Source organism: Streptomyces sp. NBC_01335, assembly GCF_035953295.1.
GTDB lineage: Bacteria > Actinomycetota > Actinomycetes > Streptomycetales > Streptomycetaceae > Streptomyces.
This window is the reverse complement of the sequence record NZ_CP108370.1, coordinates 330,243-354,712: the sequence shown is the minus strand read 5'-3', so window position 1 is coordinate 354,712 and position 24,470 is coordinate 330,243. Positions and strand designations below refer to the sequence as shown.

General features: G+C 71.4%; 19 protein-coding genes. 16 read left to right on the top strand and 3 right to left on the bottom strand.

Annotated features, from left to right (window positions below; translation table 11 throughout):
- The first annotated feature begins 87 nt into the window (after nt 1-87).
- The 10 genes from OG599_RS01445 (at nt 88) to OG599_RS01400 (ending at nt 13,102) form a co-directional block, all read left to right on the top strand.
- The gene (locus OG599_RS01445; protein ID WP_327174063.1) at nt 88-1,116 is read left to right on the top strand and encodes a LysR family transcriptional regulator; all 1,029 of its coding nucleotides are present in this window, start codon (nt 88-90) and stop codon (nt 1,114-1,116) included.
- A 500-nt stretch (nt 1,117-1,616) separates the two neighbouring features.
- Nucleotides 1,617-2,615 carry an NAD(P)H-dependent flavin oxidoreductase gene (locus tag OG599_RS01440; RefSeq protein ID WP_327174062.1) on the top strand — a complete coding sequence of 333 codons (999 nt, stop codon included), beginning with the start codon at nt 1,617-1,619 and terminating at the stop codon, nt 2,613-2,615.
- Between the two features lie 45 nt (nt 2,616-2,660).
- Nucleotides 2,661-3,251, top strand: coding sequence for a YciI family protein (locus OG599_RS01435; RefSeq protein ID WP_327174061.1), 591 nt, complete (start codon nt 2,661-2,663; stop codon nt 3,249-3,251).
- Between the two features lie 74 nt (nt 3,252-3,325).
- Complete coding sequence (locus tag OG599_RS01430) at nt 3,326-4,759, top strand: FAD-binding protein (RefSeq protein WP_327174060.1); 1,434 nt, start codon at nt 3,326-3,328, stop codon at nt 4,757-4,759.
- Between the two features lie 37 nt (nt 4,760-4,796).
- The gene (locus OG599_RS01425; RefSeq protein ID WP_327174059.1) at nt 4,797-5,732 is read left to right on the top strand and encodes a hypothetical protein; all 936 of its coding nucleotides are present in this window, start codon (nt 4,797-4,799) and stop codon (nt 5,730-5,732) included.
- Complete coding sequence (locus OG599_RS01420) at nt 5,729-6,511, top strand: alpha/beta fold hydrolase (protein WP_327174058.1); 783 nt, start codon at nt 5,729-5,731, stop codon at nt 6,509-6,511. The genes OG599_RS01425 and OG599_RS01420 overlap by 4 nt, the downstream gene beginning before the upstream one ends.
- Nucleotides 6,508-8,316 (top strand): isocitrate/isopropylmalate family dehydrogenase, encoded by a 1,809-nt coding sequence (locus OG599_RS01415; protein WP_327174057.1) that lies wholly within the window; start codon nt 6,508-6,510, stop codon nt 8,314-8,316. Before OG599_RS01420 ends, OG599_RS01415 begins: the two co-directional genes overlap by 4 nt.
- On the top strand, nt 8,309-9,184 hold the full coding sequence (locus OG599_RS01410) for a DUF6282 family protein (RefSeq protein ID WP_327174056.1): 876 nt from the start codon (nt 8,309-8,311) through the stop codon (nt 9,182-9,184). Before OG599_RS01415 ends, OG599_RS01410 begins: the two co-directional genes overlap by 8 nt.
- Nucleotides 9,185-9,219: 35 nt before the next feature.
- On the top strand, nt 9,220-11,940 hold the full coding sequence (ppc, locus tag OG599_RS01405; RefSeq protein ID WP_327174055.1) for a phosphoenolpyruvate carboxylase: 2,721 nt from the start codon (nt 9,220-9,222) through the stop codon (nt 11,938-11,940).
- 94 nt (nt 11,941-12,034) lie between these two features.
- Entirely contained in the window at nt 12,035-13,102 is a 1,068-nt protein-coding gene (locus OG599_RS01400) for an MBL fold metallo-hydrolase (RefSeq protein ID WP_327174054.1), read from the top strand.
- 114 nt (nt 13,103-13,216) lie between these two features.
- On the opposite strand, the gene OG599_RS01395 is transcribed toward OG599_RS01400, so the two are convergent.
- Nucleotides 13,217-14,968 carry an LCP family protein gene (locus OG599_RS01395; RefSeq protein ID WP_327174053.1) on the bottom strand — a complete coding sequence of 584 codons (1,752 nt, stop codon included), beginning with the start codon at nt 14,966-14,968 and terminating at the stop codon, nt 13,217-13,219.
- A gap of 339 nt (nt 14,969-15,307) precedes the next feature.
- On the opposite strand from OG599_RS01395, the gene OG599_RS01390 reads away from it, so the two are divergent.
- The 4 genes from OG599_RS01390 (at nt 15,308) to OG599_RS01375 (ending at nt 19,356) form a co-directional block, all read left to right on the top strand.
- Complete coding sequence (locus OG599_RS01390) at nt 15,308-16,414, top strand: PP2C family protein-serine/threonine phosphatase (RefSeq protein ID WP_327174052.1); 1,107 nt, start codon at nt 15,308-15,310, stop codon at nt 16,412-16,414.
- A 77-nt stretch (nt 16,415-16,491) separates the two neighbouring features.
- On the top strand, nt 16,492-16,746 hold the full coding sequence (locus OG599_RS01385) for a WhiB family transcriptional regulator (protein WP_266713001.1): 255 nt from the start codon (nt 16,492-16,494) through the stop codon (nt 16,744-16,746).
- A gap of 118 nt (nt 16,747-16,864) precedes the next feature.
- The gene (locus OG599_RS01380; protein ID WP_327174051.1) at nt 16,865-17,209 is read left to right on the top strand and encodes a YkvA family protein; all 345 of its coding nucleotides are present in this window, start codon (nt 16,865-16,867) and stop codon (nt 17,207-17,209) included.
- A gap of 239 nt (nt 17,210-17,448) precedes the next feature.
- On the top strand, nt 17,449-19,356 hold the full coding sequence (locus tag OG599_RS01375) for a rhamnogalacturonan lyase (protein WP_442809364.1): 1,908 nt from the start codon (nt 17,449-17,451) through the stop codon (nt 19,354-19,356).
- Between the two features lie 90 nt (nt 19,357-19,446).
- On the opposite strand, the gene OG599_RS01370 is transcribed toward OG599_RS01375, so the two are convergent.
- Entirely contained in the window at nt 19,447-19,863 is a 417-nt protein-coding gene (locus OG599_RS01370; protein ID WP_327174050.1) for an ATP-binding protein, read from the bottom strand.
- Nucleotides 19,864-20,207: 344 nt separating this feature from the next.
- Here OG599_RS01370 and OG599_RS01365 point away from each other — a divergent pair, with 344 nt between their 5' ends.
- Entirely contained in the window at nt 20,208-20,375 is a 168-nt protein-coding gene (locus tag OG599_RS01365) for a DUF5670 family protein (RefSeq protein WP_327174049.1), read from the top strand.
- Between the two features lie 170 nt (nt 20,376-20,545).
- Here the strand turns inward: OG599_RS01365 and OG599_RS01360 are convergent, their stop codons facing one another.
- Nucleotides 20,546-21,478 (bottom strand): aminoglycoside phosphotransferase family protein, encoded by a 933-nt coding sequence (locus OG599_RS01360; RefSeq protein ID WP_327174048.1) that lies wholly within the window; start codon nt 21,476-21,478, stop codon nt 20,546-20,548.
- 420 nt (nt 21,479-21,898) lie between these two features.
- Between OG599_RS01360 and OG599_RS01355 the strand changes: the two genes are divergently transcribed.
- Complete coding sequence (locus tag OG599_RS01355) at nt 21,899-24,469, top strand: discoidin domain-containing protein (protein ID WP_327174047.1); 2,571 nt, start codon at nt 21,899-21,901, stop codon at nt 24,467-24,469.
- The last annotated feature ends 1 nt before the right edge of the window (nt 24,470 follow it).

Below are 24,470 nucleotides of genomic sequence, written 5' to 3'. Positions count from 1 at the left end.
TTTTAATGTCATGCTCGAACCAGTGCACGTGAAGCCGACTGGGCACGCCCCTGCGGGGCAGGGGCGACGACACTTTGGAGGAAGTGGATGAGCGTGCTTGACGAGTGGGCGGGCCAGCGCGCCCCGGTGGGTGCCGATCCCGACGGGCGGGTGCCGCATGCGGTGAGTGACGCCGTCCATCGCGCCGTCTCCGACGCGCGGGACGTCGACGATTTCGACATGAGGCACCTCCGGTATTTCCTCACCGTGGTACGCAGCGGGACCGTGTCGGCTGCTGCCCAGCAACTCCGCATCTCGCAGCCGAGCCTCAGTCAGCAAATTCGCCGACTGGAAAAGCGCGTCGGAGCGGCGCTGTTCATCCGCAGTTCGCGTGGGGTTGAACTCACGGCCGGCGGCCGGGCCTTCCTCCGGGAAATACAGGGAATTCCCGGCCAGTTGCGCTCGGCCATCGCCGCCGCGGCCCCCGCTCCGCAGGTCTGGTCCGTCGGCGTCTGCGGCGGCGTACCGGCCGATGTGCTCATCGAAGTGCAGAACGGGCTGCCCGGAGGCGGTCCGGACAGCGGGCGCGATCCCGGGGTGAGGCTGCGGATGCGCTCGGTGGGTGCGGCGGACCAGGACGACCTGCTGAGAAGGGGAGAGCTCGCCTTCGGCATCGTGCGCATGCCGATCCTCTCGCCGCATCTGGTGGGCGCCGTGGTCTGGGACGAGCCGCTCGGCGTCGTCATGGCGCAGCAGCACGCGCTCGCCGAGCGTGCGGAACCGACCTGGAGCGACCTCGCACGCCAGCGCCTGCTCTGGTACGACGAGGGCTGCGCGCCCGGGTTCGCGGACACGATCCCCGCCCATCTGGCAAGGCTGGGCTGGAATTCGGTGCTCCACCCGGTCGACCAGGACCAGCACGCCCTGTTCCTGCACGCCCTCCAGACGACCTCCGACCTGGTGGCGCTGCGACCGCGCCGCGCCGTCGAGAAGGAGCCGCACCTGGTGTGGCGGCCACTGCCCACCAGCAGGCCGCCGCGCGAGCGTCTCGCGGTGACCGCGGCCGGCGACAGTCATGAGGCGCGCGTGCTCCAGCGGGTCGCGGGCGAGCGTGGCTGGGGGTTCTTCGCCGAGTAGGCCGTGTTCTGGAAGTCCCGCCTGTCGGGCGCCGCCCGGCACGCACGCTCGCCGCGTTGCCGGGTCGTCCCGATACATCCGGTGTCCGGACGGCCCGCCTTGCGACCGCACGCACCGGACGCCGCCCGACCCGCCCTACGGGCGGACGGCGCTCCTTGCGGAACACGACTCAGCCGGTCTGTCCCAGCCCCACCAACCCCCTCAGCGGCGTGTGTCCCGGGTCCCTCGACCCGGGGTGCACGCCGCTTCTGTTTCCCCGGCCAGGCGATATAGGGATCCGCCTATGGCAGTTACGCGATTTGCGTCTTGGACCGGCGGCGGGATCGGTGGCTAATGTCATGGACACAGAGCAGAACGGGTTCACCGGGCGGATTCGATTCGCCGGCCGCGCTGCGTACCCGCGCACCGAATTCAATGCGGAATTCGGTCTCGCGCCCTCCTTTTCCTTACGGCCTGCCGGCCGTTCCCAGTCGTGCGACAGAAACGGACCAGGGAGCATCGTGATCTCGACCAAGCTGACGGAACTGCTCGGAATCGACCATCCGGTCGTCTGCGCCCCGATGGGCTCCGTGACCGGTGGCGCCCTCGCCGGGGCCGTGACCCGGGCCGGCGGTCTCGGTCTTGTCGGCGTCAGCTACGGCGACGCCGCTTTCATCGACGAACACGTGGCCCGGGCGGCCGAGGCGGGCGGCGTCTGGGGAGTCGGCTGCGTCATGTTCACCTTCGACGACCGCCCCGGCCTCTGGGACAAGGTCCTCGGCTACGCGCCGCCGGTCATCGCCCTCTCCTTCGGCGACGCCGCGCAGGTGCACCGGTTCGTCGCGTCGGCCACCGACGCCGGGTCACGGGTCATCGTCCAGGTGCACGACCCGGAACAGGCCCTGATCGCCGTGCGTGCCGGAGCGTCCGTGCTCGTGGCCCAGGGCGCCGAGGCCGGCGGCCACCACAAGACGCAGGCCACCCTGCCGCTCGTACCGGCCGTCATCGAGATCACCGACGGCGCGGTGCCGGTGGTCGCGGCCGGCGGATTCGCCGACGGCCGCGGGCTGGCGGCGGCTCTCGCGCTCGGCGCCGACGGCGTGATGATGGGAACCCGGTTCGCGGCGACCGAGGAGTCGCTGGCCACCACCGGATTCAAGTCCCACCTGATGTCCGCGCGGACCGCGGACACCGTCGACACCCGCGCGTTCGACGTCGTGCGCGGCATCCCGTGGGACGAGGTCTACCGCGCCCGTTCCGTGAGCAACGACTTCACCCGTACCTGGACCGGGCGCGACGCCGAACTCGCCGCCCTGCGGGCCTCGGTCGAGCCCGAGTGGGCCGCCGCGGTCGCCCGTGACGACACCACCCAGCGCGCCATGTTCGCGGGGGAGGTGCTCGACCTGATCGAGGACATCCAGCCGGCCGCGCAGGTCGTCCAGCGCGTCGTGGCCGACGCCGAGGAGATCCTCACCGGCCTTGCCCGCCGGATCGCCCCCGCTCCCGGCCCCACGGCCTGAACCACCCGCCTCCACCCGCCACTTCGCACCCACGGAGAACCCGGAATGATCCACGTACTCACCCTCACCTACCTCACCCCGCGAGAGACCGTTCTCGCCCACATGGCCGAGCACAAGGCATGGCTGCGCGACCACGGTGACCAGGGCCGCATCCTGCTGAGCGGTCCCCGCCCCGAGGGCGGCGCCGTCATCGTGACCGCCGACCTCGACGGGACCGAGGTGCGCGAGCTCATCGAGAGCGACCCCTGGACCAAGCTCGGCATCGCCTCGTACGAGCAACTCGCCTTCGAGGGCCGCAACGCCAGCCCGGGCGTCGTCACCGCCGCCGTGCCGGACGACGGCGTGTTCCTCATCAACGTGGCCACCACCGAGGACGCCCCCGCCAGCGTGGCCGCGCTCGCCTCCGCGGTCGAACACGTCGCCGCCACCGCCGACGGCTTCAAGGGCTCCCGCCTGCTGACGAGCGTCGACGGCGACGCCCTCGTCAACTTCGCGGCCTGGACGGACCGCAAGTCCTTCGACGCGATCTTCGAGGACCCCGAATTCGCCCGCCGCTACCAGGACTTCGCCGGCACCACCACGGGTGCGAAGTACCGGCTCTACCGCACCAGCCGGGTCATCACCCCCAACCGCTGAGCCCCGTCCCGCATCCCCCACGCCTCCCCCCACACACACCTCGCCATCACCCACTCTCTCTTCGAGGAGAATCCATGTCAGCCTCGTCCACCCCGGCTCCCTACGACCTCGTCGTGATCGGGTTCGGCGCCGCCGGACTGTCGGCCGCGCTGTCCTTCGCCGAAGCCACCGAAGGCCGTGACACCCCGGCCCGGATCGCCGTTCTCGAGCGGGCGACCAAGGAGAAGCGCGGCGGAGCCACCCGCTGGACCGGCGCGTTCCTGCGGATCACCGAGGACCGGCAGCTGGACACCGACTGGGCCGACCACGTCGGGCGGGTCTCCGGCGGCCTCGCGGACGCCGACTACTGCCGCACCGTCGAGCGCGAGACCCCACAGGTGCTGAGCTTCGTCGAGAAACACGGTGTCGAGATCGCCTTCGAGCCCTTCCCGCTGCCGCACACCTTCAACGGTGGCACCCCGACCATGAACCCGCCGGCCAGCCCCCGCGGCGGCGGCGCCTCGATCGTCGAACACCTGGGCGCGGCCCTGGAGAACGACCCGCGGGTCGAGATCCACTACGAGACCGAGGCGCTCCGCCTGACGACCTCCGACGACGGCACGGTCGACGGCGTTCTGGTCCGTACCTTCGACGGCCACACCCGGCGGATCCAGGGCCGTGCCGTGATCCTCGCCAGCGGCGGCTTCCAGGGCAACACCGAGATGCTCACCCGCTACCTCGGCGACAAGGCCTGCGACCTCCCGCTCATCGCCCCCGGCATCACCAACAGCCGCGGCGACGCCCTGCGCATGGCGCTGGAACTGGGCGCCGACACCGCGGGCCAGTTCGACGGCATCCACGCCGAGCCGGTCGACACTCGCACCACCAAGGCCGACGCGGTGCTCTACGGCTTCAGCACGGGCATCTTCGTCAACTCCTCCATGCGGCGCTTCTTCGACGAGGGGCGCGACACCTGGGACAACACCTTCGAGCACGTCGGGTACGAGATCTGGAAGAACCAGGGCCAGGAGGCGTACTGGGTCGCCGACGCGAAGACCCTCGCCATCCCCGGATTCCGGAACTCGCTGCTCAGCGACGTCGACCCCGAGCAGGCCGACACCCTGGAGGAGCTGGCCACCAAGCTGGGCATCGACGCCGAGGGGCTGGAGAAGACCGTCGCAGAGTTCAACGCGGCCGTCGTCCCCGGTGAGTTCGACCCGACCCGCCTCGACGGCAAGTCCACCACCGGACTCACGCCGCAGAAGTCCAACTGGGCCACCCCGCTGGACACCCCGCCCTTCATAGGCGTTCCCCTCACGTCCGCCGTCTGCTTCACCTACGGCGGCGTCCGCACCGATGTCGACGGCCGCGTGGTCACCCCGTCCGGCACCGCCATCCCCGGTCTGTACGCGGCGGGAGAGGCCACCGGCCTCTTCTACCACGCCTACCCGCCGGCCACGTCCGTGCTGCGCTCCCTGATCTTCGGCCGGCTCGCCGCCCACCACGCCGCCGCCGGCCAGTCCGCCTGATTCCGCCCGCCCGCCCGAAACTCTCCCTGGAGGAACCATGAACATCGTCAACATCGACGTGACCCTCCGCGACGGTGGTTACCGCAACGGCTTCAACTTCCCCCTCGACTACGCGATCGAGCACGCGCGGCTCAGCGTCGAGGCGGGATTCGACTGGGTCGAGATCGCCTACCGCAAGGGCTCCCTCCTGCCGGTACCCAACATCGGGCTGACGGGACGCGGCGACGACGAGTTCATCGCCGCGGTGGCCCGTGAGATCGGGGCGGCCCGGGTCGCGATGATCCTGCACCCCAAGAACATCAACGAACACGACCTGCCCGCCATGTACGCCGCCGGCTCCCGGCTGGTCCGCATCATCCTGCCCTCCAAGGGCTACGAGCGCGGCCTGGAGTACATACGCCAGGCCAAGGACATCGGCTTCGACGTCGGGGTCAACTTCGCCCGGATCAGCCAGTGGGAAGGCCGCGACGTCGTCGAGGTCGCCACCGCCGCCACCGACGCGGGCGCCGACGTCGTCTACCTCGCGGACTCCAACGGCAGCCTCTCTCCCGTGGACACCACCGACCTCACCACCCTGACCAAGTCGGTCACCGGCGGCCCGGTCGGCCTGCACGCCCACAACAACCTGGGGCTCGCCCTGTCCAACGCGATCAGCGCGGTGGCCGCGGGTGCGACCTGGATGGACTCCTCGATCCAGGGCATGGGCAAGGGCCCCGGCAACCTCATCGCCGAGCAGTGGCTGGCGCACCTCGACCGCACCGACACGGAGGCCGCCGCCAGACTCCACCTCGGTCCCGCCCTGGAACTGGCGGACCTGCTCCTCTCCGCCATCCCCGAGGGGACCCCCTCCCTGCCGCTGCCCGACCTGGTCCTGGGCCGCTACGACCTCCCGGTCGAGCGCCGCAAGGACCTGCTGAGCGGCAGCCACCGCGAGGGCATCGCCACCGCACGTGCGCTCGCCACCGTCCGGTGACGCACACCGCAACCGCTGTTCCCGCGGCGGTCTTCGGACCGAAGGCCGCCGCGGGCCTGGCAAACCCGGCACACGCACTGGTCTTTGGACCTGTCACCCCCCGCTGGGACGGAGGAGGGTTCTTCGCCCCCGTCACCCAGGTCCTGGCCGACGCCGGCCTGCGGGTGACCGTCGTCGACACCCTCGCACTGCGCGAGGAGGGCGACGACTCGATGGACCACTTCGTCGCCCGCTGGCGCGCACTCCTCCCGCGGTACGGCCACATCGACCTGATCTGCGGAAACGCCCTCGGCGGTGCGGTGGCCCAGGCCCTGCTCCCCGACCTCGCCCCCACCACGGCCGCACTGCTCGTCTCGGGACCCGCCCGCACGGACGCGCTCCTGGAGTCCCGGCTCACCGACATCGCGGATCTGGCCGCCGACGGCCGCTCCGACTACGCGCTCGCCCTCCTCGACCGGCGTGTGAGGCCCTACGGCCACTGCCCCGCCGCCGGCACCGCCGCCCCCGCCCCGCACGACCCCCACGCCGGCAGCCGCCTGGCCGAGGGCATGCGGCTGCTGTGCGGCACCGACGTCACGGCGGCCGTGCGGGCCCACTCCGGGCCACTGCTGCAGATCGTCGGCAGCCACTCCCAACTCGTCACCCAGCGCCACACCGCCGCCGCACCCCACCACCGGGTGCACATCATCGCGGGGGCCGGCATGCGCCCCCACTTCGAACGCACCGCAGAGGTGTCCGCCCTCGTCGGCACCTTCCTGCGCGAGAAGGGACTCACATGAAGAGCGTCGCGGTCCTCCCCGGCGACGGCATCGGACCGGAGGTCACCTCTGCCGCCCTCGACGCCGTGGACAGGCTCAACCTCCCCCTCGACCTGCGCTTCGGCGACATCGGCTGGGAGTGCTGGCGCGAGGAGGGCAACCCCGTCCCGCAGCGCACCTGGAAGCTGCTGGAGGAGACCGACACCTGCCTCCTCGGCGCCATCACGAGCAAGCCGCTGCGCGAGGCGGAGGCCGAACTGCCCCCCGGACTGCGCGGAACCGGCCTCACCTTCGTCTCCCCGGTCATCCAGCTGCGCCAGCGGCTGAACCTGTACGCCAACATCCGCCCGGTCACCGACCTGGTGGACGGGCGCTTCGACTTCACGGTGATCCGGGAGAACACCGAGGGCCTCTACGCGGGCTTCGACGTCCACGGCCTGGACGACGCGCTGTGGAACGCCGTCCGCGACCACCCCAACGCCCAGGCCTCCGGCGCCGCCGCGACCAGCGTCACCCTGCGTCTCCAGACCGAGTTCGGCATGGACCGGCTGCTGCGCCACGGATTCGCCTACGCACGCTCCCGCGGCCACCACCGGCTCACCCTGGTCGACAAGCCCAACGTCCTGCGCCACAGCAGCAACCACCTCCGTGAGCGGCTCGAACTGATCGCGGGGGACTACCCCGACATCGAGACCGAGATCCTCAACGTCGACGCGGTCGCCCTCTGGATGGTCCGCAGACCCGAACGGTTCGGGGTGCTGGTCGCCGAGAACATGTTCGGAGACATCCTCTCCGACCTCGGCGCGGGTGTCATGGGCGGACTCGGCCTCGCTCCCAGCGGCAACATCGGCGACCACGGCAGCTACTTCGAGCCGGTGCACGGCAGCGCCCCGGGCATGGCCGGACAGGACCGCGCCAACCCCATGGCCATGCTCCTCGCCGTGGCCCAGATGCTCGACCACCTGGACCTGGCCGTCCCCGGCGAGGAGATCAGGGCCGCGGTGCGGGCGGTGGCGGAGCGCCGGACGACCGTCACCTACGACATGGGCGGAACGAGCGGCACCCAGGAGGTCGCGCGGGCCGTGGCCGGGGAACTCGCCCCCGCCGAAAGCGCTGCGGAGACCACCGCTCCACGGGCCGGCCGGGCGCCCTCGGACGACCTGGTCGACCGGCTCGCCCGCCTCGACACCGCCTCCGTCTCCGACGCGCTGGACAGCCTCGGGGTCGGCGGGGTCCTCGCCGGCATCGCCCCGAGGGTGCCGGGGACCCGGGCCGCGGGCCGGGCGTTCACCGTCACGTACCAGCCCGTCGACGACACGGGGGAGGGCTTCCGTAACGCGGCCAACTACCTGGACGACGTGCCCGAGGGCTCGTTCGTCGTGGTCGACAACGCGGGCAGCACGACCTGCACCAACTGGGGCTCGCTCCTGACGAGCCTGGCGCAGCGTCGCGGGGTGCGCGGCACCGCCCTGCACGGGTCGGCCCGGGACATCGCGGAGATCCGCGCCGCCGGCTACCCGCTCTACAGCACCGGCGCCACGATGGTCAGCGGGAAGAACCGGGTGGAACTCGCGGCGACCGGCCGGGACGTCACCGTCGGCGGCATCACCGTGCGGCCCGGCGACATCGTGGTCGCCGACGACAACGGGGTGCTGGTGGTGCCCGACGCGTACGCAGCGGAGGTCGCCGAACGCGCGGAGGGCGTGGAGCGGACCGAGGGCGCCATCGGCGCCGCGGTCGCGGCCGGCCTCCGCCTCGACGAGGCCCGCCTGCGGTACGGCTACGCCAAGCCGTGGGACGGCGGCAGGCAGCCCTCCCATGCCTGAGAGGGCTGTGGACGGGACGGCCGCGTACTCCCTGGTGGACGTCCACTACCACGCGGGACCCGACCTCTACGACCGGCGGCTCACCTCGGCCGCCGCCGGCCGGGCGTACGCGAAGGTGGGCGGCTGGGTCGTACTGAAGAGCCATCTCACCTCGACGGCGGCCCGTGCCTGGGAAGCCAGGCAGGAGGGGCTGCCCGTCTCCGGCACGCTCGTCCTCAACGAACTGGCCGGGGGCATCCGCCCGAGCTCCGTCGAGCAGGCGGTGTACGCGCACGGCCCGGACACCCCCGCCCGCCTGGTCGTCCACCTGCCGACGCTGGCCGGCCCCGCGCACACCTCCACGCTGCGGCGCACCTCGTTCCACCCACTGCTCCACGCCGACCGGTGGCGCGCCGACGGCGTCCTCGCTCCCGACGGGCGGCTGCGCCGGGACGTGGGAGAGGTGCTCCGCACGGCCCGCGACCTGCCCGTCGTACTGGCGACGGGCCACTGCGACCGCGAGGCGGCGCTGCGGGTGGTGGACGAGGCCGTGCGGCTCGGCGTACCCCGCCTCCTCCTCACCCACGCGACCCACCCCATGTCGGGCTTCACCCCCGCCGACCTGGCCGACCTCTCCTCCGTACCGGGTCTCCACGTCGAAGTCACCGCGCTGACGCTGCTGCTGGGGCACCACGACGCCGGCCACCTCGGCGACGTCGTGCGCGCCCACCCCCGCGTGGTGTTCAGCTCCGACCTCGGACAGCCCGACCAGCCGGACGTCGAGGAATGGCTGGACCTCTGCACGCGGTGGTTCCACGACGCGGCCCTGACGACCCAGGAGATCGAGGACATCACCCGCTCCAACCCCGCGAACCTGCTGACGCCGTGAACCGGACCTTCACCACTCCCCACCCAGGAGCAGCCATGAACGCCCGAACACCGCACGCCTCGCACGCCGCCGTGCACGCGGACATCCAGCATCTCGCCCGGCTGCTGGACGAGACCCTCGTCCGCCAGGAAGGAGCGGACCTCCTCGACCTGGTCGAGAAGGTCCGCCGGCTGGCCCGCGAGGACGGCGAGTCCGCCGACGCCCTGCTGCGCGGAACCGAACTGCGGACCGCGGCCAAACTGGTCCGCGCCTTCTCCACCTACTTCCACCTGGCCAACGTCACCGAGCAGGTGCACCGGAGCCGCGAGCTGCGCACCGCCCGCGAAGGGGCGAGTGCTGCCCTCGCCCGGGTTGTGCGGCAGGCCTCGCAGGAGTCACCGGAAGGTCTGGCCCGCGCCGTCGAACACCTCAATGTCCGGCCCGTGTTCACGGCCCACCCCACCGAGGCCGCCCGTCGCTCGGTGCTGAACAAGCTCCGCCGCATCGCGGCGCTGCTGGAGACCCCGGTCATCGAGGCCGACCGGCGCCGCCATGATCTGCGGCTCGCGGAGAACATCGACCTCATCTGGCAGACCGACGAGCTGCGCGTCGTCCGCCCGGAGCCGGCCGACGAGGCCCGCAACGCCATCTACTACCTGGACGAGCTGCACGCCGGCGCGGTCGGCGACGTCCTCGAAGACCTCTCCGCCGAACTGGAGGGAGTCGGCGTCGAGTTGCCGGACGGCGCCCGTCCGCTGACCTTCGGTACCTGGATCGGCGGCGACCGCGACGGCAACCCCAATGTGACGCCCGCCGTCACCTGGGAGGTGCTGATCCTCCAGCACGAGCACGGCATCACCGACGCCCTCGAACTCGTGGACCAGTTGCGCGGCTTCCTCTCCAACTCCGTCCGGTACACGGGCGCCACCGAGGAGCTGCTCGAGTCCCTCCAGGCCGACCTGGAGCGCCTCCCGGAGATCAGCCCGCGCTACAAGCGGCTGAACGCCGAGGAGCCGTACCGGCTCAAGGCCACCTGCATCCGCCAGAAGCTCGTCAACACCCGCGACCGCCTCGCCAAGGGCACCCCGCACCGCCCCGGCTGCGACTACCTCGGCACCTCCGAGCTCCTCGCGGACCTCACGCTGATCCAGACCTCGCTGCGCGAGCACCGCGGCGGCCTCTTCGCCGACGGCCGGATGGACCGCACCATCCGCACGCTGGGCGCCTTCGGTCTCCAGCTCGCCACCATGGACGTACGCGAGCACGCCGACGCCCACCACCACGCCCTCGGTCAGCTCTTCGACCGGCTCGGCGAGGAATCCTGGCACTACGCCGACATGCCCCGCGACTACCGGCAGCGTCTGCTGGCGAAGGAACTCGTCTCCCGGCGGCTGCTGGGTCCGGCTCCGCTGGACGCCGGCGGTGCGAAGACCCTCGGCGTCTTCCGCACGATCAGGGAAGCGTTCGAGCGGTTCGGTCCGGAGGTCATCGAGTCGTACATCATCTCGATGTGCCAGGGCGCCGATGACGTGTTCGCCGCCGCCGTCCTCGCCCGTGAGGCGGGCCTCCTCGACCTGCACGCCGGGTGGGCGAAGATCGGCATCGTGCCGCTGCTGGAGACGACCGACGAGCTGCGCGCGGCCGACGTCATCCTCGACGAGATGCTCGCCGACCCCTCCTACCGGCGTCTGGTCTCGCTGCGCGGCGACGTCCAGGAGGTCATGCTCGGCTACTCGGACTCCTCGAAGTTCGGCGGGATCACGACCTCGCAGTGGGAGATCCACCGCGCCCAGCGCCGGCTGCGCGACGTCGCCCACCGCTACGGGGTGCGGCTGCGGCTCTTCCACGGCCGCGGCGGCACCGTCGGCCGCGGTGGCGGCCCCTCGCACGACGCGATCCTCGCCCAGCCCTGGGGAACCCTGGAGGGCGAGATCAAGGTGACCGAGCAGGGCGAGGTCATCTCCGACAAGTACCTCATCCCGGCGCTCGCCCGCGAGAACCTGGAACTGACCGTCGCGGCCACCCTGCAGGCCTCCGCCCTGCACACCGCGCCGCGCCAGTCCGACGAGGCGCTGGCCCGCTGGGACGCGGCGATGGACACCGTCTCGGACGCCGCCCACGCCACGTACCGCAAGCTGGTCGAGGACCCGGACCTGCCCGCGTACTTCCTCTCCTCCACCCCGGTCGACCAGCTCGCCGAGCTGCACCTGGGCTCGCGCCCGTCGCGCCGCCCCGACTCGGGCGTCGGACTCGACGGACTGCGCGCCATCCCGTGGGTGTTCGGCTGGACCCAGTCCCGCCAGATCGTCCCCGGCTGGTTCGGCGTCGGATCCGGCCTCAAGGCCCTGCGCGAGGCCGGTCTCGACACCGTCCTGGACGAGATGCACGGTCAGTGGCACTTCTTCCAGAACTTCCTGTCCAACGTCGAGATGACGCTGGCCAAAACGGACCTGCGCATCGCCCGCCACTACGTCGACACCCTCGTCCCCGACGAGCTGAAGCACGTCTTCGACGTCATCGAGGCCGAGCACGCCCTCACCGTCCAGGAAGTCCTGCGGATCACCGGCAACACCGAGCTCCTCGGCACCAGCCCGGTCCTCCAGCAGACCTTCGCCATCCGCGACGCCTACCTGGACCCGATCTCCTACCTGCAGGTCGCCCTGCTGAAGCGCCAGCGCGACGCCGCCGCGGCCGGCGAGGAAGCCGACCCGCTCCTCGCCCGCGCCCTCCTCCTCACCGTCAACGGTGTGGCGGCGGGGCTCCGCAACACCGGCTGAAGCCGCCCGTCCCCACCCGCCCGGTCACACCGACGCCCCCACCCGATGCCCCCGTCCGGACCCCCATCCGGACGGGGGACGAAGGAGCCCGGCCATGACAGACAGCACACCCGCCCCTTCCCTCCCTTCCCGCCGCCGAGTGCTGCGCACCGCGCTCGTCTCCGGCGCCGCGCTCTCCGTCCCGCTCGCGGGCGCCCTGCCAGGGGCGGTATCCGCCGCGGACGCCCGGCCCCGCACCGGCGACGCCCCGCCCCGTGCCGGGAGCCTCGGCGACCAGTCGGCCGTACGCACCCTCACGGTAGGAGACGTCCGGCTCACCTACGTCGTCGACGCGGCGATGGAGCTGGACCCCGTGGGCTTCCTGCCCGCCGTCCCCGCCTCGTACTGGAAGAAGAATCCGGGGGCACTCGCTCCCTCCGGACGGATCGCCGCCTCGGCCGGCGGCGTCCTCGTGGAGCGGGGCGGCCGCCGGCTGCTGATCGACGTCGGGCTGGGCGGCAACGTACTGGCGCCCTCGCTCGGCGTCTCCCGGGGCGGAGCGCTGCTGCGGACCCTCCGGGCGCTGCGGGTGGCGCCGGAGTCCATCGACACGGTGGCCTTCACCCATCTGCACACGGACCACACCGGTCTCGGCTTCGTCCCGGGGCACGCCGGGCGGATGCGGAAGGCGTTCCCCCGCGCCGACTACCTCGTGGCGGACGCCGAGTGGGAGCCGTTCTGGAACGGTGAGGTGGAGGTCGGGGCACCGTCCTGGGAGGGATTCATGGTGCCCATGGCGCGTGTGCTGCGACGGTTCGACGACGGTGCCGAGGTGTGGCCCGGCGTCACCGCGCTGATCACCCCCGGCCACAGCCCGGGGCACACCACGTACGTCATCTCGGCCGGCGGCGGCCGGCGCGTCCTGGTGTTCGGCGACGCCTTCCACACGCCGGCCCAGATCGCCCACCCCGAGTGGCCCTCCGGGCCGGACACGGACGTCGACGGCGTCCTGAGGGCCCGTACGACCCTGCTGGGGCTGCTCGGTACGCCGCGGACGTACGGGTTCGCGTTCCACTTCGGCGACCAGGCCTTCGGCAGGGTCGTCGCGACCGGCGACGGGGGCCGCCAGTGGCGGCCGGTGCCCGCACGGGCCCTGCTGCCCGCCCCGATCCGTCTGCCGTGACCGTCGTCCCGGGTGACCCGCGGGTGCGGGCCGCACGGGAACGGGCCGGGTTCCGCCGCACACGGAGCGGCGGAACCCGGCCCGGCTTTTCGGCCGGACCGTTCCGTCAGCCGGCTACTTCGCGCACGTCGCCTGGTCGGCCGTGGACTTGGTCACCTCCGGCGGCTTCACCGGAGCGGTGAGGGAGACCCCCGCACCCTTGAAGTCCTTGCCGAGGGTCAGCGTCATGGCGGGCAGACCCTGCGCGTTGTCGACGCTCTCGCCGGGCTTCATCGCCGATCCGGACAGGCCCATCAGCGCGGCGAGCTTGCGGGCCTGGTCCGCCTGGTCGGGGGCGTACTCCAGCGTCGTCTTCGCGAGCTTCTCCGGGGCGTTGGCCCCGTTCTCGGACTTGGTCACTCCCACTTCGTTCTGGAGCCATTCCACGGTCTTCCCGGCAGAGCCGCCCTCGGCACCGCCGTTGAGGACACGTACCCGCACGTCCCCCGCGGCGGACTGGGTGCCCTTGAGGCGGGCGGCGACCGAGGCGGCCTCTTCCTTCTTCTTCTGCTTCACCTCGGTGAAGGAGACGTCTTCGGCGACGGCCTGGAAGACCGGAGGCGCGGCTGCCTGGTTGAGGATCACCGTCACCGGGGGGTGCTCCTCCGGGTTGTCGAGCACCGGCACCGTGGTGAAGGCGATGTTCTTCGTCGGGACCTTCTTCAGCTCCAGCGCCATGTCCTTGAGCGTGCCGGGCTTGCCGATGCCGGTGTCCACGGTCAGCGCGTCGGTGGTCGCCTCCGCGAGCTTCAGCAGTTTGGTGGGGCTGGTCAGTGTGTCGCTGGAGGACATCTTGCGCATCAGCGAGCCGAGGAACTGCTGTTGGACCCCGATGCGGTCGAGGTCGCCCTTGTTGCCGAAGCTGTGCCGGGTCCGGAGGAAGGCCAGCGCCTGCTCGCCCTGGACGGTGTGCGTCCCCTTGCTGAGCTTCAGGTGCGAGTCGCGGTCGTCGACGTCCTTGTCGAGGCACACCTCGACCCCTTCGACGGCGGTCGTCAGCGTCTTCACCGCGTTGAAGTCGGCCATCATGAAGTGGTCCACCGTGATGCCGGTGGTCTCCTTGACCGTGCGCATCGTGCAGCCCGCGTCGCGGCCGTCCTGGCCGAGGCTGGTGTTGAAACGGACGTGCTGCGTCCCCGGCACGATCTTCTCGGTGCCGTCCTCCTGCTTGGTCGGGCAGTCGGGCACGTCGACGATGAGGTCGCGCGGGATGCTCAGCGCCGTCGCGTTCGTCCGGTCCTCGGCGACGTGCAGCAGGATGTTGGTGTCGGCGTGGCCGACGCTGCCGGTGTCGCCGTAGCCCTCGTTGCCGACGCCGGTGCGCTTGTCGGTGCCGATGATCAGTATGTTGAAGGCCTTGTCCTTGCTGAAGCCCGCGGCCCCGGCGTCACCCACGTCCGTGGTCGTGACGTTGCCTTCGAGATGCTTGAGGTAGGCGTACCCGGCGGCCGACACGGCCACCAGGACGAAGGCCATGGTGCCGCCGGTCCAGAGCAGAATGCGCTTGGATCTCGGCTTCCGCTTGTTCCGCGCCCCCCGGCGCCCGGGCGGCTCGGCGGGCGCCCCCCGGCGCCTGCGGGGCGACGGAAGGCCGGCGGGCGACTCCGTACGGCCGGGGGCCCGGGTGTCCCGCTCCGGCCCGGTCGGCGTCCCCCCGGCGCTGCTGCCCTCCCCCCGGACCGGCCCCCGCGGGCTCGGAACACCCGTTCTGCCCGGGTGTGGTGCGGAAGGGGTCAAGCGCAGTTCGTACTCGCCGGTGCTCGGGTTGAGCACCCACTGGTCTGCGGGGTCGATGTCGTCCGCCCGCCCACGGCCTTGCGCGTCCACGGTTGTCCGAATCCTCCGTCGGGGCCACGCGGCACCTTCCCCCTGAAGGCGCTCGGGTCTCGTACAAGGGTGTCACCAGACACATGCCTTCGGGATCGCCCCCGTGGCCGGTGCACCGGATCGCTCACCCTATCCGCCCGGATCGGCTCTGAGCCAAGACGGGGAAACTCTTGACGGCCCCATATCGGGGCAATTGATGTGAAAGCCTCTGATGAATCCCCCTCGTCTTGGCCAGTGCCCTACGCAGAGCGCTGATCCCGGCCGGGCCGCCCCGCACGGCACCGCCCGATCGCGTCCCGCCGGGATGCGGACCGGAGGTGGGGCGTGCAGCGTGGGGGAGTGGTGCAGTCGAGGAGTGTGCTGTGGATCCCCGCCGGCGTCATCGTGCTGGCGGTCGTCGTCGACCTGCTCACCCCGCACGAGGTGACCTCGGCGCCGTTGCTCATCGCCGCACCCGTCTTCGCGGGACCGCTCCTGCGGCCCCGGGGCATCATCCTGACCGGGCTCGTGGCGATGGCCGTGCACGCGGTCCTCGCCCGCGTCGACGGCACCTTCGGCTGGCGCCGTGGAGTGGCCAACCAGCTCACCCTGCTGGCCGTGACCGTGCTGGCACTCTTCATCAACCGGAGGCTGGAGCGGCAGTACGCGCACACCCTGCGCGCCCGGCAGGTGGCGGCCGTCGCCCAGCGCGCCGTCCTCCCCGACCCGCCCGAACAAATCGGCTCCCTGAGGGTCGCGGCACGCTACGTCCCCGCCGAGGACGAGGCCCTCATCGGAGGCGACCTCTACGTCGTCCAGCACACCGCGCACGGCGTCCGCGCCCTGATCGGAGACGTCCGGGGCAAGGGTCTCGGCGCGGTGAGCGCCGTCTGCTCCGACCTCGGCGCCTTCCGGTACGCCGCCGACGAGGCCGAGGACCTCGCCGCCCTGGCCCGCGCCATGGAACGGGCCCTCACCCGGGAGGGCGACCGCCGCGGCGGACTGGAACGGGCCGAAGGGTTCACCACGGGCCTGTTCGCCGAATTCGCCGCCGACCTGTCCTCCGTACGCATCGTCAACCGGGGGCACCCGCCGCCGGTGCTGCTCGACGTGGACGGCACCGCCACCCTGCTCGAACCCTCCGAGGAAGCACCCCCGCTGGGGATCGGCGCGCTGCGGGAGTGGACCGCACCCATCGACACCTTCGCCTTCCCGCCCGGCGCCACCCTCGTCCTCTACACCGACGGCGTCAGCGAGTCGCGGGACAGCACGGGGACGTTCTACGACGCCGCCCAGCGGCTGCCCGTCCTGGCCCGGCGCCGCATCGCCCTGGGCGACCCCGTCGCCCCCGGGCAGATCCTCGACGCCCTGATCCGCGACGTCCGCCGCCACACCGGCGACCGCCCGCAGGACGACCAGGCGCTGCTCGCCCTGCACCGCCCCCCGGAGGCAACTTTCCGGTGGTAGCCGGTTTCGGTCCCCGGCTGCCGGTCACCCGACAACCGGAGACGGAAACACGCAACCGGCCACCGGAAGTGGGAATCATGGAGAACTGGCGCACACGAGCGGCCTGCCGCGAGGAGGACCCGGACCTCTTCTTCCCGATCGGGAGCACCGGGCCCGCACTCGTCCAGACCGAGGACGCCAAGGCGGTCTGCCGCACCTGCCCCGTACGGGAGCAGTGCCTGCGATGGGCCCTCGACAACAACCAGGACGCGGGGGTGTGGGGCGGCCTCGCGGAGGACGAACGGCGCGCGCTCAAGCGCCGCGACCGCCGCAAGGCCGGGCAGCGCGGCTGAGGAGCGGGCCGCGGGACCGGTCGGGGGCGGGGCACGGGGCGGGTCGGGGGCGGGCCGCGGGGCGGGCTGTTACCGTCCGGATGCCGTGCGCGGACCGCGAGCGGGTACACGATGAGCCATGGACCTCACCGCTTGGCTCGTCATCGGCGCCGTCGCCGCGCTGCTCACCATGGGTGTCGCCGCCGTCCTGCTCGTACGCGTCGTGCGTGCCCGCAAACTCCTCACCGACGCCGGGATCCCGCTCCGGTCCAAGGCCCTGTTCTGGGCCGCGGTGATCTACACGATCTCACCGGTCGACCTCATCCCCGACCCCGTCTACCTCGACGACATCGGCTTCCTCCTCGTCGCCCTCCGCTCCCTGCACTCGGCCGCGAACGCCGCCGGCATCGGGGTACGGGCGCGTGGTGCGGGACGGCGGAGCCGCGAGAAGACCCTGCCGAGGGCGACGCCCGACGGCAGCTGAGCGGCGGGGAGGAGCCCGGCGACGGTCTCCGTACGACGGGCGGCGGCCGGGGACGACCGACCGAAGACCGGCGCGGGAGCGGCCGGGGGCGGTCGAAGACGGCGCGCGGGCGACAGCCTCTTCGGCCGGGCGACCGAAGACGGCGCGGAGGGGCGACCGCGGAGGGCGGCAACCTTTGTGCGGCCGGGGGCGACTGACGTACGCAACCCGTCACCCGCCCCCGGCCGAAAGTGCGTACCGTGAACCCCACATCCACTTCAGCCCGTTCCCCCCACCCACGAGGCAGGCGTCGCCGGACCGCCCGGACCCGCGCGCTGCTCAGCTCGCTGACCGCCGGACTGCTCGCCGCCGCAGGCCTCGTCGCCGCGGGCCAGACCTCGCACGCCGCGACCCTGCGGCAGGCCGAGGCGCTGGACCGGGGCGTCGTCAGCGTGCACACCGACAGCGGCAACCTGATCAGCTGGCGGTGGCTCGGCACGGACCCCGACGCCGTCGCGTTCAACGTCTACCGGGCCGGTACCAAGGTCAACGCCTCGCCCATCACCGGCTCGACCAACTACTTCCACTCCGGCGCGCCCGCCACCGCGGACTACACCGTCCGCGCCGTGGTCGGCGGCGTCGAACAGGCCGACTCCGTCCACGCCATCCAGTTCCGCACCGGATACAAGGACGTGCCCATCAGCCCGCCCGCCGGCGGCACCACTCCGGACGGCGTCGCCTACACCTACGAGGCCAACGACGCCTCCGTGGGCGACCTGGACGGCGACGGAGCCCTCGACTTCGTCCTCAAGTGGCAGCCCACCAACGCCAAGGACAACTCGCAGTCCGGCTACACCGGCAACACCATCGTCGACGGCATCAAGCTCGACGGCACCCGGCTGTGGCGCGTCGACCTCGGCCGCAACATCCGTTCGGGCGCGCACTACACGCAGTTCCAGGTGTACGACTACGACGGCGACGGCGAGGCCGAGGTCGCCATGAAGACCTCGGACGGCACCGTCGACGGCAAGGGCACCACCATCGGCAGCGCCTCCGCCGACTACCGCAACTCCTCGGGCTACGTCCTCACCGGGCCCGAGTACCTGACCATGTTCAACGGCCGCACCGGTGCGGCCATGGGATCCGTCGACTACGTCCCCGCGCGCGGCACCGTCTCCTCGTGGGGCGACTCGTACGGCAACCGGGTCGACCGCTTCCTCGCCGGAACCGCCTACCTCGACGGCTCCCGGCCCTCCCTCGTCATGGCGCGCGGCTACTACACGCGTACCGTCATCGCCGCCTGGGACTGGCGGGGCGGCGCCTTCACCCGGCGGTGGACCTTCGACACCAACAGCTCCACCAACACCGGCCGGGGCTACGACGGCCAGGGCAACCACCAGCTGTCCGTGGCCGACGTCGACGCGGACGGCAAGGACGAGATCGTGTACGGCTCCATGGCCGTGGACGACAACGGGGCCACCCTGTGGACCACCAAGAACGGCCACGGCGACGCCCAGCACGTCGGCGACCTCGACCCGTCCCGGGCAGGCCTGGAGGAGTTCAAGGTGGACGAGGACGCTTCCAAACCCTCGTCCTGGATGGCCGACGCGCGCACCGGACAGATCCTGTGGTCGACCCCGGCCTCCGGCGACAACGGCCGGGGCGTCTCGGACGACATCTGGTCCGGCAGCCCCGGCGCCGAATCCTGGTCCTCGGCCGCCGATGGCGTACGCAGCCCCACCGGCGCGGTGGTCGCCACCCGCAAGCCGTCCAGCACCAACTTCCTGACCTGGTGGGACGGCGACACCACCCGCGAACTGCTCGACTCCACCCACATCGACAAGTACGGCACCTCGTCCGACACCCGGCTGCTCACCGGCGGCTCCGTACACGCGAACAACGGTACGAAGGCCACCCCCGCGATCTCCGGAGACCTCTTCGGCGACTGGCGCGAGGAGGTCGTCTGGCCGACGACGAACAACACCGCCCTGCGCATCTACTCCACGCCCTACGAGACCACGACCCGGATCACCACGCTGCTCCACGACACCCAGTACCGCACCGCACTGGCCTGGCAGAACACCGCCTACAACCAGCCGCCGCACCCGAGCTTCGCCATCGGAAGCGGGATGCCGACGGCCCCGCGACCGGCCATCACCACGCCGTAGGGAACCCCGTACACACGGGGAGGCGGCCGCGCGCGAGCCGTGTGCGGCCGCCGCCTCCTTCGCCCGGCGGGCCGTGTGCGCGTACGCGCCTCAGCGGCCGACCGTCGCCACGACGACCTTTCCGCCGCCTTCCCGGCTCCGCACCTGCACGTCGTGGGCGAGGCGCCGGATCATGGGCCAGCCGAAGCCGCCGGTGCGGCCCGTGAGGTCGGGCGTGCGGTCCTGGGGGTGGGCAGAGCTGCGGTCGGAGACCCGGATCTGCAGGGCCCGGCGATCGGCGGCGAACCGGAGCGTACAGACGCCACCGGCGTGACGGATCGCGTTGGTCACCAACTCCGACACGAGCAGGAGCAGGTTCTGGACCGTCTCGGCTCGGGGCGGCGGATCGAGCTGTTCGAGAAAGGCGGCGATCGCGTCCCGGGCCTCGGCGGCGCGCTGAGGCTTGCAGACGAATTCGACGCGTGAGTCACGGGAAGTCGAATCTTTGGTCAGAACCTGGTGGTGCATATGAATTACCCCGTCAAGAGAATTCGGTGGTCCCACTTCGCATACCCCGGAGAAGGGAGTTCAAGGACGAAGCCCGTCGATCGATTGCGGAGAGTGTGCGGAAATGTGCGGAGCGCGTGAAGCGCTCGCCGGATGCCGGATGCCGGATGCCGGATGCCGGATGCCGGATGCCGGATGCCGGATGCGGGGTGCCGGGTGCGGGGTGCGCTCGGTCGTGCGGGGGTCTTTCGTCGCTGGTCACGGCGGCCCGGATGCGGGTACGCGCCGGATGCGGGAGGCCCTTCGACTGAGGGGGGTGTGCCCTTCGCGTGTGCGGGCACATGATGGGACGGAGGTTGATAATCATGGTCCCACTTCTTCTCGTCCTGCTTCTCGCTCTCATTCTCTTCGGCGCCGGATTCGCGCTGAAGGCATTGTGGTGGATCGCCGTGATCGTGCTGGTGGTGTGGCTGCTGGGCTTCTTCGTGCGCCCGGCTTCCAGCGGCCGGAAGGGACGCTGGTACCGCTGGTGATTTCGTCCCGCAGTTCCTGATGGGACGGAATCCTGGCCCACTGCCGGTCTGCGGACGGCCCCGGTGACGTGATGTCGCCGGGGCTTTCCGCGTTCCGTTCCCGGCCGGCGCCCAAGGGATGGCGCTCGGGTGGCCGGCGCCCAGGGGGACGGTGCTCAGGCGGCCGGCGCTCACGGGGCCGGGGTGAGCAGTTCCGAGAGGTGCGCGGCGAAGGCGGTGACACGGTCGCGGTCCGGCCCGCTCCGGGCGACGCGGAAGCCGTGCTGGATTCCCCCGTAGGTGGCGGTGACCGCGTGCCACTGGGCCCAGCGGCGGACGCGCTCGCGGTCGAGTCCCGCCGCCTCCGCGTAGATGTCCAGTGTGCGGTCCACCGACCGGCGCAGGTCGTCCGACCCGATGAGCGAGAGCGCCCGCGACTTCAGGAAAGTCCCCGCGTCGTAGGCGGGGTCACCGGCGCAGCCCTTCGGGTCGACGGCCAGCCACGGCTCGCGGTCGGCGCGCAGGATGTTCCGGCCGTGCAGATCGCCGTGGACGACCGTGTCCGGCTGTGTCCGGCCGAACTCCCGTACGGTTGCCCGCGCATGGCCGACCACCCGGTCCGGGACCGCGTCCGGCATCTGCGCGGCGTGGGCGCGCAGCTCCTCCTCCCAGGCGTCCGCCCGCTCCCGCAGCCGGGGCAGACCGGCCGGAGCGGGGACGGCGAGCCTGCGGCCGAGGGCTCCGGTGACGGCCGCGACGGTGTCGCCGTCCTCCGACTCCGCCAGCGTGGACGCCGCCACCCGTTCGAGGAGCATGGCGAACCGCTCGTCGTCCCGTTCGTGCAGCAGTACGGCACCGCGACCGGCCCACGCCGAGAGGCCGTCCGGCTCGTGGACGTTGCCCGGGTGGGGGAAGGACACCTTGATCACGGCCGGTCCCTCGGGCCGCCCCCGGACCGGGACGACGATTCCGACGCCGCCGTGCGTGATCCGCCCGTCCGGGACGCAGCTCCACCGGTCGAGTAAATCGTCGATGAGCAGCGGAAGTTCGTCGAGCCACGCTCTCCCGCGCGCGCCTTCACGTCCGACGGTGGCGCGGGCGAAGGTGTCCGGAATCCCGATCATCCCCTGAGATTAGGCGGACCCCGTGTGGTCCGCCCGGCGCCTCCGAAACCTTGCGAGGATGAACGGAGGGGCGTCGTTCGGGGCGGCGGCGCCTCCACTTCCCGCACGCCGGCGCAGCGGCAACTCCGCTCTCATGCGTGGAGTTTGGCCAGGTGGTGGAAGGTTCATGGCGGCCGGCCGGACCGCTCCTTCCGAAGCTGTCGGCCGATCTCTGCTGCATCTATTGACGGTCCAGGGGGCTCCTCCTACGGTATGCGCCGGGAGAGCGCTCTCTCCGAGTTCCTCTTTCTCCATCAGTTCTGATGAACCTTCACGCACGCTGACGGGCGGGGTGTGCGGTTGGGTGAGAGAGCGCTCTCCCGAAGGGTGGTCCGCCGGTCGGCGGGCCGCGGTGTGCGTTCCGAGAAGGAGCAGCGACATATGAGATTCAGACCAGGCCGAGCCGCGGCGGCAGTGGTGGCGGGCATCCTCGCCATCCCCGTCCTGGGAGCTCCGGCATTCGGCGCGGACACGCCGGTCCTGCTGTCGCAGGGCCGGACCGTGACGGCGTCCTCCGAGGAGAACGGCGGCACCACGGCCGCGAAGGCGGTCGACGGCGACACCGGCACCCGCTGGTCCAGCGCCGCATCGGACAACCAGTGGCTCCAGGTGGACCTCGGCACGTCGTCCAGCATCAGCAAGGTGGTGCTGAACTGGGAGGCCGCGTACGCGAAGGGGTACCGCATCCAGGTCTCCGGGGACGGTTCGAACTGGACCGACCTGCGCACGGTGTCGGACGGGGACGGCGGCATCGACACGCTCGACGTCAGCGGTACCGGCCGCTACGTGCGGGTCCAGGGCACCGTGCGGGCGACGGGCTACGGCTACTCCCTCTGGGAGTTCCAGGTCTACGGCTCCGCGTCGGGGACCACGAACCCGGGGACGGGCTCGGGCCAGTGCGGTACGGCCAACGCGGCGCTGAACCGCACGGCCACCGCCTCCTCCGTGGAGGGCGCCGGCAACCCGGCCTCCGCCGCCTTCGACGGCAACGGCGCCACCCGCTGGTCCAGCCTGGCGACCGACCCCCAGTGGATCCAGGTCGACCTCGGCGCGGTCAAGAACATCTGCCAGGTGGACCTCTCCTGGGAGGCGGCCTACGGCAAGGACTTCGCCATCCAGGCGTCCACCGACGGCACCACCTTCACCGACCTGAAGAAGGTCACCGGTGCCACCGGCGGCAACTCCTCCTACCAGGTGCAGGGTTCGGGGCGTTACCTCCGCATCGCGGGCACGGCCCGGGGTACCGCGTACGGCTACTCCCTCTGGGAGGCGGCCGTCCACGTGCAGGACGGTTCCACGACGCCGATCCAGGGCGGCGGTGACCTCGGCCCCAACGTCAAGGTCTTCGACCCGTCCATGTCGGCCGCCACCATCCAGCAGCAGATCGACACGATCTACCAGCAGCAGGAGTCGGCGCAGTTCGGCGAGGGGCGCTACGCGCTGGCCTTCAAGCCCGGCAGCTACGACGTCAACGTCAACACCGGCTTCTACACCTCGGTCCTCGGCCTCGGGCGCAACCCCGACGACGTGACCGTCAAGGGAGTCAGCGTCGACGCCGGATGGTTCAACGGCAACGCGACGCAGAACTTCTGGCGCTCCACGGAGAACCTCTCCATCGCCCCGTACGACGGCACCAACCGCTGGGCGGTGGCCCAGGCCGCGCCGTTCCGCCGGATGCACGTCAAGGGCGGGCTCAACCTCGCGCCGTCCGGCTACGGTTGGGCGAGCGGCGGGTACATCGCCGACTCCAAGATCGACGGCACGGTCGGCCCGTACTCGCAGCAGCAGTGGTACACCCGCGACAGCTCCATCGGTGGCTGGACCAACTCGGTCTGGAACATGGTCTTCTCGGGCACCGAGGGCGCCCCGGCGACCTCCTTCCCGGAGCCCCGGTACACGACCCTGGACACCACCCCGGTCAGCCGTGAGAAGCCGTATCTCTACCTCGACGGCTCCACCTACAAGGTGTTCGTGCCCTCCAAGCGGGTCAACGCCCGCGGCGTGAGCTGGGCCAACGGTTCGACCCCCGGCACCTCGATCGGCCTCGACCAGTTCTACGTGGCCAAGCCGGGTGTCTCCGCCGCCACCATCAACCAGGCGCTCGCGCAGGGCCTCCACCTGCTCTTCACCCCGGGCGTCTACCACCTCGACAGCACGATCGAGGTCAACCGCGCCGACACGGTGGTCCTGGGCCTCGGCCTCGCCACCATCGTCCCGGACAACGGCGTCACCGCGATGAAGGTCGCCGACGTCGACGGCGTCAAGCTCGCCGGCTTCCTGATCGACGCGGGTACCACCAACTCGCCCACCCTGCTGGAGATCGGCAAGCAGGGCGTGCACACCGACCACGCCAACAACCCGACCTCGATGCAGGACGTGTTCGTGCGGGTGGGCGGCCAGTTCGCGGGCAAGGCCACGACGGCCGTCGAGATCTACAGCGACGACACGATCATCGACCACACCTGGATCTGGCGGGCCGACCACGGCTCCGGCGTCGGCTGGAACGTCAACGCCTCCGACAACGGTCTGCTGGTCCACGGCGACGACGTGCTCGCGACCGGGCTCTTCGTCGAGCACTTCAAGAAGTACGACGTCGAGTGGTTCGGCGAGCGGGGTCGAACGATCTTCTTCCAGAACGAGAAGGCGTACGACGTGCCGAGTCAGGCCGAGTGGATGGACGGCAGCAGCAAGGGGTACGCGGCGTACAAGGTCGACCCCGCCGTCAACACCCACGAGGCCTGGGGCGTGGGAAGTTACTGCGCCTTCACTCTGACGAGTATCGAGACGGACCGGGGTTTCCAGGTCCCGGTGAAGTCCGGCGTGAAGTTCCACAGCATCCTGACCGTCTCGCTCGGTGGGGCCGGGCGCTACAACCACGTCATCAACGACACGGGTGCCCCCGCGTTCGGGACGGACACCGTTCCGTCCATGGTGACGAACTTCTCCGGCTGAT